This window comes from Priestia iocasae, assembly GCF_016909075.1.
GTDB lineage: Bacteria > Bacillota > Bacilli > Bacillales > Bacillaceae_H > Priestia > Priestia iocasae.
The window spans coordinates 473,067-491,415 of sequence record NZ_JAFBFC010000001.1 but is presented as its reverse complement, the minus strand read 5'-3'; the positions used below and the strand labels follow the sequence as shown (position 1 = coordinate 491,415).

Sequence of the window (18,349 nt, the reverse complement as noted above, 5' to 3'; positions counted from 1 at the left end):
CTTATCCTTTCGGCTTAAAAATAAGTGCAACCATAAAGGCAAACAAGATAGCAGATGAAATCCCGGCAGAGGTTAATTCAAAAATCCCCATCGCAATTCCAATGAATCCATGTTCTTCTGATTGAGACATGGCTCCGTGTAAAAGAGAATGACCAAAGCTTGTAATGGGAACGGTTGCGCCTGCACCTGCAAATTCAATAAACTTATCGTAAATCCCAAATCCATCAAGGATTGCACCTGCCACAACAAACGAGCTCATAACGTGAGCTGGTGTTAATTTAGCAAAGTCTAAAAGTAACTGACCAACAATGCAAATAGCTCCCCCTACGACAAAAGCAATTACATAGTCCATTTACATTCCTCCCCCTATATGCTCCATTACTACACCATGAGCAATTGTTGGAATCGACTCTTTTTGCTGAATCATTGTTGGACTTAACAGTGCACCTGTTGCTACAACAAAGACTCGCTTTAACTTTCCTTCTATTAACTCGTTTAAAATATGACCATATGTCACAACCGCAGAGCATCCACAGCCACTTCCACCCGCAAATACATTTTGGTCTGGACGATACACCATTAATCCACAATCATTATGATTATTGGAGACATCATAACCTTCATCTTTTAATAACTGCTTTAAAATTGGACTTCCTACACCAGATAAATCCCCTGTAAGAATTAAATCATAATCAGAAGGCTGTCTATTCAAGTCAACAAAGTGTTGTTGAATGGTATCTGCTGCTGCAGGAGCCATGGCTGAACCCATATCAAATGGATCTTTAATTCCATAATCAGCAACTTTGCCAATCGTTGCAGCTGTTAATTTGACTAATCCTTTATTTTTTGAAACTAAAGCTGTTCCTGCTCCCGTAATTGTAGAAGTAGCAGTATCTGGCTTTTGCCCTCCGTACTCGGTTGGATATCGAAACTGCCTTTCAGCTGTTGCGTTGTGACTACTAGCAGATGCTAAAACGTGATTAGCAAACCCCGCATCAACAAGGGCTGCACTTGTTGCTAGCGTTTCCATTGATGTCGAGCATGCACCAAACATACATAGAAATGGAATTTGATGATGACGCGCTACAAAATTAGCTGTGACATTTTGATTTAATAAATCACCAGCTAGGAAGAGGTCAATGTCTTCATACGTTAAATTGACTTTTTTCAAACAAGTATCAATGGATTCATTCATCAATTTTCTTTCTGCAAGCTCCCAATTCTCAGCATCACAGTGCAGTTCCTTATGTGTAATATCGTATGTATGACCAAGTGGCCCATCTGCTTCTTTTGGTCCTACAGCTGTTCCTGTTGAAGCAATGTAAATATTATTTTCATATACCCATGTTTGCTTTCCAACCTTTCGCATTTATACCCTTCCTTTCACTACCAAAGTAAATGTAATGTGTAACGTATAATTCCAACTACGTAAGCTGCAACGACTCCAAATACAATCACATTCCCTGCTAACTTGAACATGTTTGTAGCTACCCCTAACACAATTCCTTCACTTTTATGTTCTAATGCTGCACTTGTCATAGAGTTAGCAAATCCTGTAACCGGAACAGCAGAACCAGCGCCCGCAAACTGTCCTATCTTGTCATATATGCCTATCCCTGTTAGAAGGGCTGAAAGTAAGATAAGCGTCGCAACAGTAGGGTTTCCTGCATTCTTCTCACTAAAATCAAAAAAGGTTATATAAAAATTTTGAATGGCTTCTCCAATGGTACAAATGATTCCTCCTACAATAAAAGCCTTAATACAGTTTGATACGTACGGGGGCTTAGGCTGAAATGGCTTAATATTTTCTTTATAATTATCTTTTAACTTTTTCTGCTTCGGCATAAATCATGCCCTCCTTATCACTGATCTACAAAATAGACCCAATGAAATAATGAACCAAATATTTTTCCAAATACGATTGCCATTAACAAAATAACAATTTTATCTGCAATCCCAATTCTTTTCGCTAAAATAGGTAATACATTAAGCACTTCTGTAAGAGCGGCAGCCAGCATTCCAATAAATGTACCACTCGCTAATCCAACCACTATAATGACAATAGTCGGAAATCGCCATGTGTAATCATGAAGAGCTGCCCATCCTCCTAGGACTGCACCACTAATTACTGCCCACTCATAGGCCTGAATATATTTCATTGTTTTCGTCAACTGCATAAGTCTAGGAATGACACCCAACACGGTTAAAAAAGCGACAAAGCCACCACCTACTGCAAGCCCTCCTGCAAATCCAATCAAAGCCGTGAGTAATATACTAGCGATCATCGATATGCTTCATGCTTTCTTTGTTTTCGTTCATAATTACGTATTGATCTAAATCTTGTTGATAATTAAACATTTCTACTTCAAGAGGACTTGGCTCTTCATTAATTCTTTTTCTAAATAAATGATTAAAAAACAACACCATCCCTAAGCCTAAACCTATAGAATACGGAATTTGTAACAGTAATGGCTTTTCATCGCGTATTCCTGTTAGCATATAAAAGATTTTTTGATGAACTGCTCGCATACTCACATCTTCATGAAAATTCATAATAGCCAATGAAGCACCTATAAATAGTAAAAGCCATACAGCAATAAAGAGAGGAAAAGAATAGTTTCTTTTTCGATAGACTACTTCTATAATGGTTTGCGAAGGGCCGACTGTTTGAATTGAAAGGTTTTTAAATTGACTATTTAGCTCATTAATTACTTTCATTAAGTCAATGATGACAATGTTTTTATCACTCATGTTTACTCGACGAATGACAGTACCTTCAATTCGCTGTTTTATTTCTTCGTCTGCCACAATCATTGCAATCTGACCTACTACAACAGTTTCATTTGGATGTACTTGCACACGATGTCTCATTCTTAAGTAAACCGTTTGTTCCATCAGCATCACACCTCAAAAATCGTTATCACCCTTGTAGGTGTAGTATGTATTTCCTTCCATTATCTAATACAACAGGTTAACAACCATTAATTTCCATAAATACAAAAAAGGTGTCGCAAAGAACTTTTTAGTTCTTCGCAACACCTTTAGGCTACATAACTATTGGCGTTAACCTTCCATTCGAGCTTTCATTTGTTTAAGAATTTTCTTTTCAAGCCTCGACACTTGTACTTGTGAGATGCCTAACCTGGATGCAACTTCTGATTGAGTTTGATCTTTATAATATCGTAAATAGACAATTAGACGCTCGCGATCATCTAGTCCCTCAATTGCTTCTTTTAAAGCAATTTTATCAAACCATCTTGTTTCTTGGTGATCGGCAATTTGATCAAGTAGTGTAATAGGATCACCATCATTTTCGTAAACTGTTTCATGAATTGAAGAGGGAGCTCGATTTGCTTCTTGCGCTAATACCACTTCTTCTGGCGATAAATCTAAGAATTCTGCTACTTCAACAACCGTAGGTACCCGTCCTAAGCTTTTAGAAAGTTCATCTTTTGCTTTTCGAATTTTATTGCTCATTTCTTTTAAAGAACGGCTAACCTTTACGGTTCCATCATCACGAATGAAGCGTTGAATTTCACCAATAATCATTGGAACAGCATAGGTTGAAAATTTAACGTCATAAGACAAATCAAATTTATCAACAGATTTCAACAAGCCAATTGATCCTATTTGGAAAAGGTCGTCTGGTTCATATCCACGATTAATAAATCGTTGAACAACAGACCAAACGAGCCTCATATTTTTTTGCACAATCGTATCTCTCGCTTGTTGATCACCTTGTTGACTACGCTTAATCAACTCTTTCACTTCATTATCTTTTAAATAGCTTTCACTCTTATCTTGTTTGACCTCCACATCCATAGGCAAGTCTCCCTTAATTACAAAGCGCTTTGCTTTTTGCTAAATGCTTTTTTAAATAAACCGTTGTTCCATTTAACACACTTGATTCTACATGAATTTCATCCATAAAGTTTTCCATAATGGTAAAGCCCATTCCTGATCTCTCTAAGTCTGGCTTTGTTGTAAAAAGTGGTTGTTTTGCTTCATCTACGTCATCAATGCCAATACCTTCGTCTTTAATCGTAATTTCTACCATTCCTTCATCATGCAAGAAAACCGATATATAGACCGTTCCTGTAGATTTGCTTTCATACCCATGAATAATGGCGTTTGTAACAGCTTCTGATACAACTGTTTTAATTTCAGTAATTTCATCCATTGTTGGATCAAGCTGTGTGACAAATGCCGCAACTGTTACACGAGCGAATGATTCATTCTGACTTAACGCAGAAAATTGAAGGTGCATTTCGTTTTTCATTATGCCACCCCCAATTTTTGCAATGCATTTTGCTCATCTAGTTCCAATTTAATAATCTTGAACAAACCAGACATATCAAATAAACGTTCAATTGATGGAGAAATTGAGCACACAACCATTTCTCCGCCATTGTTTCGAATTTGCTTATAACGCCCTAGAATAACTCCTAATCCCGAGCTATCCATAAAAGTGAGATTTTCTAAATTTAATAAAATATGATGAACGCTTCCTTGCTCTAATACCTCTGTAATCTTTTGTCTTAGGTGATCAGCTGTATGATGATCTAATTCCCCACCTAAACGTACGAGCAACACATCTTGCTTTAATTCTAAATCAACAGAAAGACTCACTGTACAAACCCTCCTCGCAATCGTATAGTCAGTCTTTCGCTATTTAAAAGATGGATTCCTTCTAGATGACAAAACTAGTAGAATTTCGGCAATTTTAGCAGTTCTATTATGAAGACTGCGTAAAGATAGAGAAGCTTCGTTTAAATAACTGCCACCATGACGCTTCTTTAATTTCTTCACCAGCCACAAGTGGAGACGTACTGAGCACATCATTTTTCTTTTTAATAACAATAGTCCCAATCTCATCGCCTTTTTGAATAGGAGCATGAATGGTTTTCTTTAATTTCACTTCTGTTGTAATCTCTTTTGCTGAAGCACCTTTTTTCAACAGAACAGAGATAGGTTCAGATGTCACAACATTTACTTCTTTTTTATGCCCCTTATTTACTTGTGCTTTTGCAATTACAGCATCTCTTTCATGAACAGGTGATGTTTCATATTGACTAAATGCATAATCAAGCATTTTTGTAATTTGTGAGTTTCGATCTTTCGGTGTGTCTGCTCCGAACACAACTGCAATAACACGCATGTTGCCTTTTTTCGCTGTAGCAGTTAAACAATATTTTGCTTCTGATGTATAACCTGTTTTCACACCATCTACACCATCGTAAAACTTTACCAGTCGATTTGTATTAACAAGCCAAAACTTCTTATCTGTTTTTTCTCTTAAATAATCTTCGTATTTACCTGTGTAATTTGTAATATCTTCATACTTTAATAACTCTTTTGCCATCATAGCCATATCATACGAAGTGCTATAATGGTTACTTGTTGGTAATCCAGTTGGATTTTGAAACTTTGTATTCTTTAATCCTAACTCCTGTACCTTATCATTCATCATTTTGACAAATGCTTCTTCTGAGCCTGCAATATGCTCGGCCATTGCAACAGATGCATCATTCCCTGATCCAATTGCAATTCCTTTTAGCATTTCATTGACGGTCATTTCTTCGCCTGGTTCAAGGAAAATTTGCGATCCACCCATTGATGCCGCATACTCACTTGTGCGAACTTTTTCTGTCATCGTTATTTTTCCAGTATCAAGTGCTTCCATGATTAAAATCATTGTCATAATTTTAGTCATACTAGCAGGAGGAAGTTGCTCATTGCTATTCTTGTCGTATAATATTTCTCCGGTATCTCGCTCAACTAAAACTGCAGATTTCGCTTTATCGGCTAACTCTGATGTAGACTTTTCATTAGCTAAAACAGGTTGCGATATAAGTGGAAATAAAAAAGTCGTGAGTACCATTATCATTAAAAATCGTCTCATCTCCACAAACCTCCATTCTTTATACCTCCTATTTTTTCCAATGAAGTCATTATTTATACAATCATTATTTTGTGACAATACGAAATAATGCCTCTTCTCTTTCTTTCTATTCACTTTGCACAAAAGCAGCTAGTGTGCTTGAGAGCAGAAAACATTTTTTATCAAATAAAAAGCGCAAAGAGCTGTAAGCTCTTTGCGCTTTTTTCTATATTTATTTCTCGATTGTCCCATAAACAAGCGGTGGTGCTTCCACTTTGTCTTTCGAGATTTTAATGCTGTTGTAAATTTTTTCTTTTACATCTTCAATCTGATCTTGATTACTATAAATGGTAACAAGTGCATCTCCAGCTTTTACTGCGTCACCAATTTTCTTTCTCAACATCAAACCTACTGCCAAGTCAATTTCAGACTCTTTTGTTGCACGTCCTGCTCCTAAGAGCATTGCGGCTGTTCCAATTGAATCGGCAATAATCTCAGATACATAACCATCTTCTTTTGCTTCAAGATCAATCACATATTCTGCTTGTGGTAATTTAGAAGGGTCATCAACAACAGAGCCGTCTCCACCTTGAGCACTTAAAAATACTTTTAATGCTTCAAGCGCTTTACCATTTTTGATTACTTCTTCTAACATTTCACGAGCTTGCTCTAGGCTATCTGCTTTCTTAGCAAGATAGACCATGTAGCTTCCTAGTGCTAAACAAAGCTCCTCTAAATCTTTCGGTCCTTCACCCTTTAACGTATCAATCGCTTCTTGAATCTCTAATGCATTTCCAATAGCGAATCCAAGCGGCTGACTCATATCAGAAATGACAGCCATTGTTTCACGTCCAACGTTGTTTCCGATGTTTACCATTGCTTGTGCCAGTTCTTTTGCATCGTCTAAATCTTTCATAAATGCACCAGCACCTGTTTTTACATCTAATACAATCGCATCTGCTCCTGCTGCAATCTTCTTACTCATAATAGAGCTTGCAATAAGAGGAATGCTATTTACTGTTGCCGTTACATCACGCAATGCATATAGCTTTTTATCAGCAGGTGTTAAGTTACCTGTTTGACCAATAACAGCCACTTTATTTTTATTCACTAAATCAATAAACTGTTGTTTATCAATTTCTACATGAAATCCAGGAACAGCCTCTAATTTGTCAATTGTACCACCTGTATGACCTAGACCACGACCTGACATCTTAGCAACTGGAACCCCTACTGCTGCCACGAGAGGAGCAAGCACTAATGTTGTTGTATCACCAACACCACCTGTACTATGTTTATCTACTTTCACTCCTTCAATTTCTGAAAGGTCAATTACATCTCCAGATTCAACCATCGCCATTGTTAAATCAGCGCGTTCTTGTTCAGACATTCCTTGAAAATAAGTAGCCATTGCAAATGCACTCATTTGATAATCTGGAATTGAACCATCGGTAAAACCTTTAATAATCATTTGAATTTCTTCTGTAGATAACTCTTGTCCATCTCGCTTCTTCTGAATTAAATCCACCATTCTCATGATTGATAACCCCTTCTCTTTTAATTAATGATTTGGAATTTCTTTTACTAACTCTTTTACAAGGGATAAGAATTGCTGCTTTACTTTTTCTGTTGTCTCAATTACCTCATCGTGATGTAATGGTTGATCAAGAATACCCGCTGCCATATTAGAGATACAAGAAATACCTAATACCTTCATACCTGCATGACGAGCTACAATTACTTCTGGTACTGTTGACATTCCAACTGCATCTCCTCCTAATGTACGTAACATACGTACTTCAGCAGGTGTTTCGTATGTTGGACCTGTATTTCCTACATATACACCTTCTTGTACATGAATCGTTAATTTACTCGCTACATCTTTTGCTAATGCACGAAGATTTTTGCAGTAAGCCTCTGACATATCTGGGAAGCGTACACCTAAAGTAGAATCGTTTGGTCCAATTAATGGATTTGTACCAAAATTATTAATATGGTCACTAATGATCATTAAATCTCCTGGCTCATAGGATTCATTTACTCCACCCGCTGCATTCGTTACGATTAACGTTTGAACTCCTAGCTCTTTCATTACACGTACAGGGAATGTTACTTTGTCTAATCCGTATCCCTCATAGAAATGAAAACGACCTTGCATCGCTACAACTGGAACATTATGAATCGTCCCAAGTACAAGCTGTCCTGCATGTCCTTCTACAGTTGAAATCGGGAATTCTGGAATTTCATTATAAGGAATTTTCACAGCGTCTTGAATTTCATCTGCTAAGACACCTAATCCTGATCCTAGAATTAATCCAACTTTGGGTGTTGTTTCATATTTTTCTTGAATAAATTGAGCTGACTTTGCAATTAATTGACGATCCATTTATATCTCTCCCTCAATTATTAATTTAATTCTTTTAAAAAACTTTTTCCGTGCTTTGGTAGTGTAACGTTAAAGTTTTCGGCTATTGTGGCACCAATATCAGCGAACGTTTCGCGAATTGGTAACTCTTTTCCTACTTTCATACTTGGGCTATACACTAATAATGGAACGTATTCTCTCGTATGATCTGTTCCATGGTGAATAGGGTCATTTCCATGATCAGCTGTAATGATCAATAAATCATCTTCTTTTAATAACTCTAAAGCTCCTGTTAGTCTTTCATCGTATTCTTCTAGTGCATCTCCATATCCTTGTGGATCGCGACGGTGTCCAAATAGCGCATCAAAATCAACAAGATTAACAAAGCTTAATCCTGTAAAGTCCATGTTTAATGTATCTACTAACTTGTCCATTCCATCCATATTAGACTTTGTTCTTAAAGATTGTGTAACTCCTTCGCCATCATAAATATCGGCAATTTTACCAATTGAGATAACATCAAGATTATTATCTTTTAATTCATTCATGACTGTACGACCGAATGGTTTTAGCGCATAATCATGACGATTAGATGTGCGTTGGAAGTTGCCTGGTTCACCTAAAAATGGGCGAGCAATTACACGTCCAATCATGTAAGGGTCATCGAGTGTCAACTCTCGAGCAATTTCACAGATTTTATAAAGCTCATCAATTGGTACAATGTCTTCATGAGCAGCAATTTGAAGAACAGAGTCTGCAGATGTGTAAACAATTAAGTCACCTGTTTTCATGTGCTCTTCGCCTAGCTCATCTAAAATCTCTGTTCCTGAAGCTGGCTTATTACCGATAATTTTACGTCCCGTTTTTTCTTCTAATTGTGAAATAAGCTCTGGTGGAAACCCGTCTGGGAAAACATTGAAAGGTGTATCAATTCTCAACCCCATAATTTCCCAATGACCTGTCATTGTATCTTTTCCAGCAGATACTTCCTGCATTTTTGTATAGTAACCTAAAGGTTGTTCTGCCTTTTCAATCCCTTTAATTTCTCGAATGTTACTTAATCCTAACTTCGCCATATTTGGCATATGTAAGCCACCTCTATGTTCAGCAATGTGGCCTAATGTATCAGCACCTTCATCGTTAAACTTTGCAGCGTCAGGCGCTTCACCGATTCCAACTGAATCCATCACAATTAAAAAAATACGCTTATATGTATGAGTAGACATCTATGTGTTCCCTCCATTATTTAAACCTTTTAGTTGTAACTTTCCCACTTCATATTCATTTAATCAAAACTCTAACACGTCAGAAGTCTGACAACCTAAGTATAAATGTTTTCAATTCATTTGTACATCTTTTTAAAAGCGGTTACAAAAAATACATAAAGCCTACCTTTTTATTCGCCTTTATGAAGCCTATTGACAACTAAGCTTCCTCTACGAAATCGTTAAAAAGTAGGCTAAATGATCATTACGCTCTCGGATGAAATTGATTATACACATCTTTTAACCGAGTTTTTGTTACATGAGTATAAATTTGAGTAGTAGAAATATCGGCGTGTCCTAGCATTTCTTGAACCGCCCTCAAATCTGCACCGTTTTCTAATAAATGTGTAGCAAAAGAATGACGTAATGTGTGAGGAGTTAACTCTTTTTCAATTCGTGCTTCTCTTGCAAGTTTTTTCAAAATCTTCCAAAAGCCTTGGCGTGTCAGTCGCTTTCCATGATGATTTACAAACAAAGATTCATCTACACTTCGCTGTTTTGTTAATGCTGGGCGAGCTTGATTTAAATACGTACTAATCATCTCTGTAGCCATCCGTCCAATCGGTACAATTCGCTCTTTGTTACCCTTTCCTAGACAACGAATAAAGCCCATTGTGAGATGTACGTCTGATATATTCAGATTAACTAATTCAGATACGCGAATTCCTGTTGCATATAACACTTCAAGCATCGCTTTGTCTCTTATCCCTAGAGGTGTACGAGTGTTGGAAGATGAAAGTAATGCATCCACTTCTTCTGTTGATAAGACTTTAGGTAACTTTCGTTCTAATTGAGGAGTTTCAATATGAACGGTTGGATCTTGTTCAGCTACTTTTTCCCTCAATAAAAACTGATGAAACGAACGAATAGAAGCAATGTGTCTAGCAATTGTTTTAGACGATTTTTGTTGGTCCTTTAAATAACGTAAAAACGATACAATATGTGTTCGAGATACCTCGTTAACCGTTTGAAGTTGCTCTACGCTCTGTAAAAATTGTACATACTTTTTCAAGTCTCGCTCATATGAATCTATCGTATTTTTAGCCAATCCTCTCTCTACTACTAAGTAATGGATAAAATCTTGAATTTGATCCTTCAATGTACTCTACTCCCCATTTTGATAAAACATTAATAGTCGCTGCAACCATGTTTTCTCCTCGTCAATTTGCATGCTCATCACTTTTATGGCCGCCCCTTTAGGTTCTTCATATCTTTGATAGCTCTCGTATTCTTTATGAACCCAAATCATTCCATAATAAAACAGTACCGTAAATCCTGTAAATAGAACAAACACTTTACAAGTATTATATAATAATTCCATCCATGATTTCATGTTATATCCTCCATTGTCATTACTTATTAGAAGATATGCCAACATGGACAGGTTTTATACATGCTATTACAGGTAATCTAAAGATGAAAAGATTGAAAAACAGATGTCTTTTCGATACTTCTATCTTATAAAGGATAGGCATAGGAACAATGCTTTCTATTTATTATGTAAAAATGAAGAAAACCTTCTCCTCAATGGAAAAGGTTTTGCTTTAATTTGCATCGTCATTATTTTGATCATCATCATCATGGCAACGATAACAGATACCATGGAATGTCAAGCGATGATCTTTAATTTTAAATTTCCATTGCTTTTCCACAATCTCTTCTACGTCTTCAAGTAAATCTTCTTGAATTTCATCGACCGAACCACACTCAATACACACTAAGTGATGATGAAAATGTGCTGCTCCTTCTTTACGAAGATCATAGCGTGATACCCCATCACCAAAGTTAATTTTATCTACAACTTTTAATTCTGTAAGCAATTCTAACGTTCGATATACAGTTGCAAGCCCAATTTCTGGGGATTTTTCCTTGACGAGGAGATAAACATCTTCAGCACTCAAATGGTCCTCTTCATGTTCAAGGAGTACTCTCACAGTCGCCTCACGTTGAGGTGTTAATTTATAACTGGCTGAGTGCAACTGCTGCTTTATTCTTTCAACTCTACTTTCCATCAACATTCCCTCCCTCGCCACTACCTACCTATTATATCAAATGTAAGGGAAGTGTCAAAATAAAATCATTACAATTAAACAAAAATAAATATTATTATTTAATAATTATTATTATTTTTGAATACCTGTCATGACGGTTTTCATCAATAAAGGCGATACATATGCTTCAATCGTTGATGCACAAGCGATGAGAATGACCACAGCAACCATTGTCATACTATAACGCAAAAAAGCTGAAGAAACAGGCTCGTTTATCCCTTTAAAAAATTGCTGTCTGATTAACTTTAACGAAAAAGCCACCGACACAGTTGATAGAACAATAAACGCAGGAATCAAAAAGATATTTTGAGGCATGATGGACACGAACGAAACGGCAAACCCTTGTAGCCCCATTTGGTTTACCAAAAAACCAACAGTAAATCCAATGACCATTCCTTTTAAAAACAACAATACGAGCACAACTGGTAAACCAATAATTGAGATACCTAACAACCAGATAAAGCCTAAATACTTTAGGTTATGAAAAAAGCTTTGCTGAAACATTTCAGAACTACTTGCTACTTCTCCTGCTAGCACCTGTCCAAAGAAACGATTCAAATAGAAATACAAATCCTGCTTTTGCTCTAAGCTTAAACTATTGACAACAATGGCACCAAAAATAACACCCATTAAAAACAAAATCAAAACAAATAAATAAATAGAACTATTCTCACGAAAATGGGAAATAGACGCTCTTTGAAACGGTCTCTTCTTCATAGGTATCCTCCTATTAATCTCTTAGTAGAGTATATGATAGAAGGTTTTATATATGAGTCCGCAACAAAAATTTATGATAGAGAAAGCGTTGTTCTACTCTCCTATCGCACTTCTCAATTGTAAGTATTGTACGGCATAAGCTGTTTTTGCATCGTAAATTTGTTGTGTTTGAATATAGGTTAATGCTTCTTCTAATGAAAGGTGTAAAACGTCAACAAACTCATCTTCATCTAATTCTGCTTTTGTTTCCATTACTTTCAGTTCTTCCGCAAGGTAAAGGTGTACAAGTTCATCAGCAAATCCAGGAGACGTGTAGAAAGAAATAATGTGACGTAACGAGTCACACGTATAACCTGTCTCTTCTTCTAACTCTCTTTTAGCTGTCTCAATTGGTTCTTCTCCTTGTTCAAGCTTACCTGCAGGAATTTCAACGAGAATACGATCCATTGCTTTCCGATATTGCTTGACCATCACCATTTTATGATCATCCGTCATGGCAATTACCGCTACTGCACCAGGGTGTTTGACAATTTCTCGCTTACTCGTTTTTCCATTAGGTAACTCGACTTCTTCATGGTAGAGATCAATCACACGTCCTTGAAAAATCCTCTTAGATGATAGTGTTTTTTCTATTAAATGTTTCATTTTATACACCTCGTTCTATTTTTTTCATTGCTACATATATTCTATCATACGACGTTTAGGGGGTAGAACAAATGAAAGTTTATGTACAAGAAAAGCAAATTATTTTAATAGGAAAAGCATGGGAAATTCGCCAAAAGCTAAAAGAATATAGCCAACACTTTGAATATATGGATGAATGGATTGAGCATATTCACCAAAAAGAAAAGAGCTAACAGCTTATTGTTAGCTCTTTTCTTTTTAGCTAAACGCTGAAATTTGAGTTCCTCGTTCACTTCAAGCTACAATAAAAGAGATGAAACAAATCATTGCTTTAGGAGTGAGAAAAGTGGAGAAACGCCAACTTGGAACGTCAGATTTATATGTAAGCAAGTTAGGATTAGGATGTATGTCTCTAGGGAAAGATGAGCATCAAGCTACTACTATCATTGATGCTGCAGTTGATCAAGGAATTAACTATTTAGATACAGCTGATTTATATGATTTTGGATTAAATGAAGAGTTTGTTGGAAAAGCGATAAAAGAGAAAAGAAACGACTTAATTTTAGCTACAAAAGTAGGAAACAAATGGAATAAAGACAAAGACGGATGGAGTTGGGACCCTTCAAAGTCATACATAAAAAAAGCCGTCAAAGATAGCTTACAGCGACTTCAAACAGACTATATCGATTTGTATCAACTTCATGGAGGTACAATTGAAGATAACATTGATGAGACAATTGAAGCATTTGAAGATTTAAAGAAAGAAGGCGTCATTCGCTATTATGGAATCTCTTCCATTCGACCAAATGTCATTCGTGAATATGTAGAAAAATCCTCTATTGTGAGCGTTATGATGCAATATAGCATTTTAGATCGCCGACCTGAAGAAACTGTAATGCCTCTTCTTCAAGAAAATAAAATAAGCATTGTAGCACGTGGACCTGTTGGAAAAGGATTGTTAACAAATAAAGGTATGAAGAAGTTCAAGGAGTCATTTAACGAGAAAGGTTATTTAGATTACTCAAGCAACGAGTTGTCACAGTTACTTCCAGAACTTCAACGCCTTCATACACACGAATCACTAAATGCAACTGCCTTACATTATTGCTTACATTCTCCAGTCGTTGCTTCTGTAATAGCAGGAGCAAGTAGCATGCAACAACTCAAAGAAAATGTTGAGGCTATTAATCAGTCAACACTAACAGACGAAGAATACAAGGCCATTCAGGTATTATCTAAATCACTAACCTATACTAGTCATCGCTAATAGACGCAATTCAACAAAACCCCCTGTCACTCTATTCATCAATTTGATGAAATCATAGAGACAGGGGGTTTTAATTAGTTTATTTATATTGTTTCCAGTTCAAGTCGCTTTCACTTAGAAGCTGTTCAAAGGTCTTATTCTTCTCAGCCTTCTTACGTGCTTCTTCACGCTTTTTCTGTTCTTCTTCTTGCTTTTTTACTTCTTTTGCTTGTAATGCTTGCTTTTTTTGCTTCAGCTGTTCAAGCAAGCTTGTATCTAGCTGATCTTTTAAACTTAATCTGTCTTCTGTTTTCTTTTGCTTTGCCATGATAACCCCTCACTCACACCATTGATGTTTAAGATAGTATATCATAAGGCACGACAAATCAGAAAGAAATTAACAATTAGTACGCGTCTACTTTTACGGTGTCGTCAACGATTAGCTTAGGTTCTGTTGAAGCGATTACTTCTTCAATCGTATATCCTGTTGCTACTTCAATTAGTTTTAACCCCTCTGCGGTCACATCGATGACAGCACGGTCTGTAATAATACGATTTACAACTCCTTGTCCTGTCAATGGAAGCGTACATTCTTTTAAAATCTTAGGCTCACCTTTTCTATTTACATGTTCCATAATAACAATAATACGCTTTGCTCCATGAACAAGGTCCATTGCCCCGCCCATTCCTTTAATCATTTTCCCTGGAATCATCCAGTTAGCTAAATCACCGTTCTCTGCTACTTCCATTCCTCCAAGAATAGCTAGATTAATATGCCCCCCACGAATCATGCCAAAGGACTCTGCGCTATCAAAATAAGCGGCACCTGGAATAGCTGTCACCGTTTCTTTACCTGCGTTGATTAAGTCTGGATCTACATTTTCTTCTTTTGGATATGGACCAATTCCTAATAATCCATTCTCAGATTGTAGGACGACTGTTTTATCGCCTGAAATATAATTTGCTACTAAAGTAGGAATACCAATCCCTAAATTAACATAAAAGCCATTTTCAATTTCTCTTTCAGCACGCTTTGCAATCTTCTCTCTTACTTTCACACCGTCTTTAATCATCGTGTACCTTCCCCTTTCCGTTACTGTTGAACTGTTAAACGCTCAATACGCTTTTCTTGCTTTCCAACAATAAGTGATTGCACATATACACTTGGCGTATGAATCATATTTGGATCTAGTGCTCCTGTTTCATATAATTCTTCCACCTCTGCAATGGTTACTTTTCCAGCTGCAGCGATCATTGGACTAAAGTTTCGAGCTGTTTTGTTATAAATTAAATTCCCCATGTGATCTGCTTTCCAAGCTCTGACTAAGCTAAAATCTGCAACTAGCGCCTCTTCAAGAACATATTCCTTTCCATCGAATACACGCGTCTCTTTCCCCATTGCAACTGGTGTACCCACTCCAGCTGGTGTATAAAATGCTGGGATACCAGCACCACCTGCGCGAATTTTTTCTGCAAGTGTTCCTTGAGGTAACAACTCTACTTCAATTTCTCCCGAAAGCACTTGTCGCTCAAATTCTTTATTCTCACCTACGTAAGAACCGACCATTTTTTTAATCTGCTTATTTTTTAGTAATAAACCTAGTCCCCAATCATCTACTCCACAGTTATTTGAAATAACCGTCAAATCTTTTACCCCTGTTTCAACAAGAGCCAAAATTAAATTCTCTGGAATTCCACACAGACCAAATCCACCCACCATAATCGTGGCGCCATCATGAATATCCTTTACTGCTTCTATAAAAGATGTATGTACTTGTTTCATCGTCCCACTCCTTTTGAAAACGCTTTCTTTTAGGAATTAAAAGTATTCGTTAAGATACAATATTCCACTTTATATTCATAAATGAATGGTAACCTTCTTTTTACAGAAGATTACCATTCATTTTTTATAATGATTGATTATGCTTTTTCAACAATTGTTGCTACACCTTGTCCGCCACCAATACATAATGTTGCTAGACCAAGTTTTGCATCACGTTTTTGCATCTCATGGATAAGTGTTACTAATACACGTGTACCGCTTGCTCCAATTGGATGTCCTAGAGCAATAGCGCCACCGTTCACATTCAGCTTTTCTTTATCAAAATGCAACTCACGATCCACAGCAATCGATTGAGCAGCAAAGGCTTCATTCGCTTCTACTAAGTCCATATCCGCTAGTTGAACAGCTGCTTTTTCTAATGCTTTTTTCACTGCACTTACAGGCCCAATTCCCATAATACTTGGGTCAACACCAGCACTTGCATTTGCTTTAATTGTTACAAGTGGTTGTAATCCTAATTCTTCTGCTTTCTTACGGCTCATAACGACAACAGCAGCAGCTCCATCATTAATACCAGAAGCGTTACCCGCTGTTACAGAACCATCTTTTTTAAATGCAGGACGTAGTTTCCCTAAGCCTTCAGCAGTTGTACCATAACGAGGAAATTCATCTTTTGCAACGATTGTAACCTGCCCTTTACGTCCTGGAACTTCTACTGGTACAATTTCATCTGTAAATCGATTAGATTCAATTGCAGCCTCTGCTTTTTGCTGACTTAAAGCAGCAAATTCGTCTTGCTCTTCTCTTGAAATGTTATATTTTTCACATAAATTTTCAGCTGTAACACCCATATGATAATCGTTAAACGCACACCATAGCCCATCTTTAATCATGCTATCAACGACTTTTTGATCACCCATTTTATAGCCATTTCGGGCACCTTGTAATAAATAAGGTGCTTGACTCATATTTTCCATTCCACCAGCTACAATTACATCAGCATCTCCAGCAAGGATCGCTTGTGTCGCTAAGTGAACCGCCTTTAGTCCTGATCCACACACTTTATTAATTGTTAAAGAAGAAACCGTCTCAGGTACACCTGCAGCAAGAGCCGCTTGACGAGCTGGATTTTGTCCTAAGCCTGCTTGTAAGACATTTCCCATTATTACTTCGTCTACCTCAGCACCTGTTAGACCTACTTTGTTTAAAGCCTCTTTAATTACAGTGCCTCCTAAAGTTGTTGCAGAAACATTTTGTAAACTTCCCCCAAAGCTGCCGATTGCAGTTCGCACAGCACTTACAATAACTACATCTGTTTGACTCATGTCGTAAAACAACTCCTTACTGTTTGATAACTGTCAGTATACCTATTCGACGACTTATCAGAAATTCCTCTTATTTTGTCAAAATTTATATTTTTTATTGAATTCCTAAAATTATAAATTAAACTAGTTATTAAGTAAGCGTTATCATTTTTGTTGAGGAGGAAATGAATTTATGACTTTACCTAAAGCTGTCACCATTATTGAAGTTGGACCACGCGATGGTCTGCAAAATGAAAAGCAGTTTGTACCAACTGAAGCGAAAATTACGTTTATTAACTTGTTAAAACAAGCAGGATTTACTGAAATGGAGGTTACGTCTTTCGTTTCACCAAAATGGGTGCCACAAATGAAAGATGCGAAAGAAGTCGTTTCTGCTTGCTCTGACTCGCTCAGAAACATCGTATTAGCTCCGAATCAAAAAGGCGTTGAACTAGCAAAAGAGTTACATTGTCAAGCAGTTGCAGTATTTGTCGGTGTAAGTAACACTTTTAACAAAAAGAATATTAACAAAACGACTAAAGAGAGTATGCAAGAACTTGTTCCAATCATTCAAAATCTTAAAGAAGAAAACACGTTTGTTCGTGCTTGCATTTCAACCTCCTTTTACTGCCCATATGAAGGAAAAATGAAGGAAGAAGATACGATTGCTCTTTGTAAGCAATTTGTAGAAGCTGGCGTTGATGAACTTAGTGTCGCTGATACGATTGGAATGGCTAACCCCAAAGACGTGTATTCACTATTTTTAAAACTAAATCAGTTATTTCCTGAGGTCTTATTAACAGCTCATTTTCATGATACAAGAGGAATGGCTATCGCAAATATTTACGCTGCTTTACAAGCTGGGACTTCGCGATTTGATTCATCTGCTGGTGGACTTGGAGGATGTCCTTTTGCAAAAGGTGCCACTGGAAATGTCGCAACAGAGGACGTCGTGTTTATGTTACATGAGATGGGAATTGAAACAAATATTGATTCATCTAAGCTATTAGAAGCTGTGTCATTTATTGCTCCGTATGTATCCCGTAAAATTGACAGCAAGCACTTTGCCTTAAAGCCTGTTTCTTTGCAATAGAACACTATTTTTAAGCAATT

Annotated in this window: 24 protein-coding genes; 3 read left to right on the top strand and 21 right to left on the bottom strand. The window is 36.9% G+C overall.

Going from position 1 to position 18,349, the window contains the following annotated elements; all coding sequences use genetic code 11:
* Window position 1: 1 nt before the first annotated feature.
* The 17 genes from spoVAE to JOC83_RS02395 form a co-directional block, all read right to left on the bottom strand.
* Complete coding sequence (gene spoVAE, locus JOC83_RS02475) at window positions 2-352, bottom strand: stage V sporulation protein AE (RefSeq protein WP_205183251.1); 351 nt, start codon at window positions 350-352, stop codon at window positions 2-4.
* Complete coding sequence (gene spoVAD, locus JOC83_RS02470) at window positions 353-1,369, bottom strand: stage V sporulation protein AD (protein WP_205183248.1); 1,017 nt, start codon at window positions 1,367-1,369, stop codon at window positions 353-355.
* 17 nt (window positions 1,370-1,386) lie between these two features.
* A complete protein-coding gene (gene spoVAC / locus JOC83_RS02465) occupies window positions 1,387-1,845 on the bottom strand; it encodes a stage V sporulation protein AC (protein WP_205183246.1) in 459 nt (152 codons plus the stop codon).
* A 17-nt stretch (window positions 1,846-1,862) separates the two neighbouring features.
* Window positions 1,863-2,285 (bottom strand): stage V sporulation protein AB, encoded by a 423-nt coding sequence (locus JOC83_RS02460; RefSeq protein ID WP_205183243.1) that lies wholly within the window; start codon window positions 2,283-2,285, stop codon window positions 1,863-1,865.
* Window positions 2,275-2,895 carry a stage V sporulation protein AA gene (locus JOC83_RS02455; protein ID WP_205183240.1) on the bottom strand — a complete coding sequence of 207 codons (621 nt, stop codon included), beginning with the start codon at window positions 2,893-2,895 and terminating at the stop codon, window positions 2,275-2,277. Before JOC83_RS02455 ends, JOC83_RS02460 begins: the two co-directional genes overlap by 11 nt.
* 168 nt (window positions 2,896-3,063) lie before the next feature.
* Window positions 3,064-3,822: an RNA polymerase sporulation sigma factor SigF gene (sigF, locus tag JOC83_RS02450; RefSeq protein WP_205183235.1), complete on the bottom strand. Its 759-nt coding sequence runs from the start codon at window positions 3,820-3,822 to the stop codon at window positions 3,064-3,066.
* Between the two features lie 13 nt (window positions 3,823-3,835).
* The gene (gene spoIIAB, locus JOC83_RS02445) at window positions 3,836-4,279 is read right to left on the bottom strand and encodes an anti-sigma F factor (protein ID WP_205183231.1); all 444 of its coding nucleotides are present in this window, start codon (window positions 4,277-4,279) and stop codon (window positions 3,836-3,838) included.
* Window positions 4,279-4,629, bottom strand: coding sequence for an anti-sigma F factor antagonist (spoIIAA, locus tag JOC83_RS02440; protein ID WP_205183229.1), 351 nt, complete (start codon window positions 4,627-4,629; stop codon window positions 4,279-4,281). The genes spoIIAB and spoIIAA overlap by 1 nt, the downstream gene beginning before the upstream one ends.
* A gap of 106 nt (window positions 4,630-4,735) precedes the next feature.
* Window positions 4,736-5,902, bottom strand: a complete 1,167-nt coding sequence (locus JOC83_RS02435; protein WP_205183226.1) for a D-alanyl-D-alanine carboxypeptidase family protein — start codon at window positions 5,900-5,902, stop codon at window positions 4,736-4,738.
* Window positions 5,903-6,113: 211 nt separating this feature from the next.
* Entirely contained in the window at window positions 6,114-7,418 is a 1,305-nt protein-coding gene (locus tag JOC83_RS02430; protein ID WP_205183223.1) for a pyrimidine-nucleoside phosphorylase, read from the bottom strand.
* A 24-nt stretch (window positions 7,419-7,442) separates the two neighbouring features.
* Entirely contained in the window at window positions 7,443-8,267 is an 825-nt protein-coding gene (locus JOC83_RS02425) for a purine-nucleoside phosphorylase (RefSeq protein WP_205183220.1), read from the bottom strand.
* Between the two features lie 20 nt (window positions 8,268-8,287).
* The gene (gene deoB / locus JOC83_RS02420; RefSeq protein WP_205183218.1) at window positions 8,288-9,472 is read right to left on the bottom strand and encodes a phosphopentomutase; all 1,185 of its coding nucleotides are present in this window, start codon (window positions 9,470-9,472) and stop codon (window positions 8,288-8,290) included.
* Between the two features lie 244 nt (window positions 9,473-9,716).
* A complete protein-coding gene (gene xerD, locus JOC83_RS02415) occupies window positions 9,717-10,610 on the bottom strand; it encodes a site-specific tyrosine recombinase XerD (protein WP_205183216.1) in 894 nt (297 codons plus the stop codon).
* 6 nt (window positions 10,611-10,616) lie between these two features.
* Window positions 10,617-10,844 carry a YqzK family protein gene (locus JOC83_RS02410; RefSeq protein ID WP_205183214.1) on the bottom strand — a complete coding sequence of 76 codons (228 nt, stop codon included), beginning with the start codon at window positions 10,842-10,844 and terminating at the stop codon, window positions 10,617-10,619.
* Between the two features lie 211 nt (window positions 10,845-11,055).
* Window positions 11,056-11,523 (bottom strand): ferric iron uptake transcriptional regulator, encoded by a 468-nt coding sequence (fur, locus tag JOC83_RS02405; RefSeq protein WP_205183212.1) that lies wholly within the window; start codon window positions 11,521-11,523, stop codon window positions 11,056-11,058.
* Between the two features lie 111 nt (window positions 11,524-11,634).
* On the bottom strand, window positions 11,635-12,279 hold the full coding sequence (spoIIM, locus tag JOC83_RS02400; RefSeq protein ID WP_205183210.1) for a stage II sporulation protein M: 645 nt from the start codon (window positions 12,277-12,279) through the stop codon (window positions 11,635-11,637).
* Between the two features lie 93 nt (window positions 12,280-12,372).
* Window positions 12,373-12,924, bottom strand: coding sequence for an NUDIX hydrolase (locus tag JOC83_RS02395; protein WP_205183208.1), 552 nt, complete (start codon window positions 12,922-12,924; stop codon window positions 12,373-12,375).
* Between the two features lie 71 nt (window positions 12,925-12,995).
* Here JOC83_RS02395 and mciZ point away from each other — a divergent pair, with 71 nt between their 5' ends.
* Together mciZ and JOC83_RS02385 are read left to right on the top strand one after the other, a co-directional pair.
* A complete protein-coding gene (gene mciZ, locus JOC83_RS02390; protein ID WP_205183206.1) occupies window positions 12,996-13,136 on the top strand; it encodes a Z-ring formation inhibitor MciZ in 141 nt (46 codons plus the stop codon).
* Between the two features lie 113 nt (window positions 13,137-13,249).
* Window positions 13,250-14,170, top strand: coding sequence for an aldo/keto reductase (locus JOC83_RS02385; RefSeq protein ID WP_205183204.1), 921 nt, complete (start codon window positions 13,250-13,252; stop codon window positions 14,168-14,170).
* 79 nt (window positions 14,171-14,249) lie between these two features.
* Here the strand turns inward: JOC83_RS02385 and JOC83_RS02380 are convergent, their stop codons facing one another.
* The 4 genes from JOC83_RS02380 to JOC83_RS02365 form a co-directional block, all read right to left on the bottom strand.
* On the bottom strand, window positions 14,250-14,477 hold the full coding sequence (locus JOC83_RS02380) for a YqkE family protein (protein ID WP_205183202.1): 228 nt from the start codon (window positions 14,475-14,477) through the stop codon (window positions 14,250-14,252).
* A 76-nt stretch (window positions 14,478-14,553) separates the two neighbouring features.
* The gene (locus JOC83_RS02375) at window positions 14,554-15,222 is read right to left on the bottom strand and encodes a CoA transferase subunit B (protein WP_205183199.1); all 669 of its coding nucleotides are present in this window, start codon (window positions 15,220-15,222) and stop codon (window positions 14,554-14,556) included.
* A 20-nt stretch (window positions 15,223-15,242) separates the two neighbouring features.
* Window positions 15,243-15,932 (bottom strand): CoA transferase subunit A, encoded by a 690-nt coding sequence (locus JOC83_RS02370; protein ID WP_205183197.1) that lies wholly within the window; start codon window positions 15,930-15,932, stop codon window positions 15,243-15,245.
* 137 nt (window positions 15,933-16,069) lie between these two features.
* Window positions 16,070-17,257: an acetyl-CoA C-acetyltransferase gene (locus JOC83_RS02365; protein WP_205183194.1), complete on the bottom strand. Its 1,188-nt coding sequence runs from the start codon at window positions 17,255-17,257 to the stop codon at window positions 16,070-16,072.
* Between the two features lie 172 nt (window positions 17,258-17,429).
* On the opposite strand from JOC83_RS02365, the gene JOC83_RS02360 reads away from it, so the two are divergent.
* Window positions 17,430-18,329 (top strand): hydroxymethylglutaryl-CoA lyase, encoded by a 900-nt coding sequence (locus tag JOC83_RS02360; protein WP_205183191.1) that lies wholly within the window; start codon window positions 17,430-17,432, stop codon window positions 18,327-18,329.
* Window positions 18,330-18,349 lie beyond the last annotated feature (20 nt).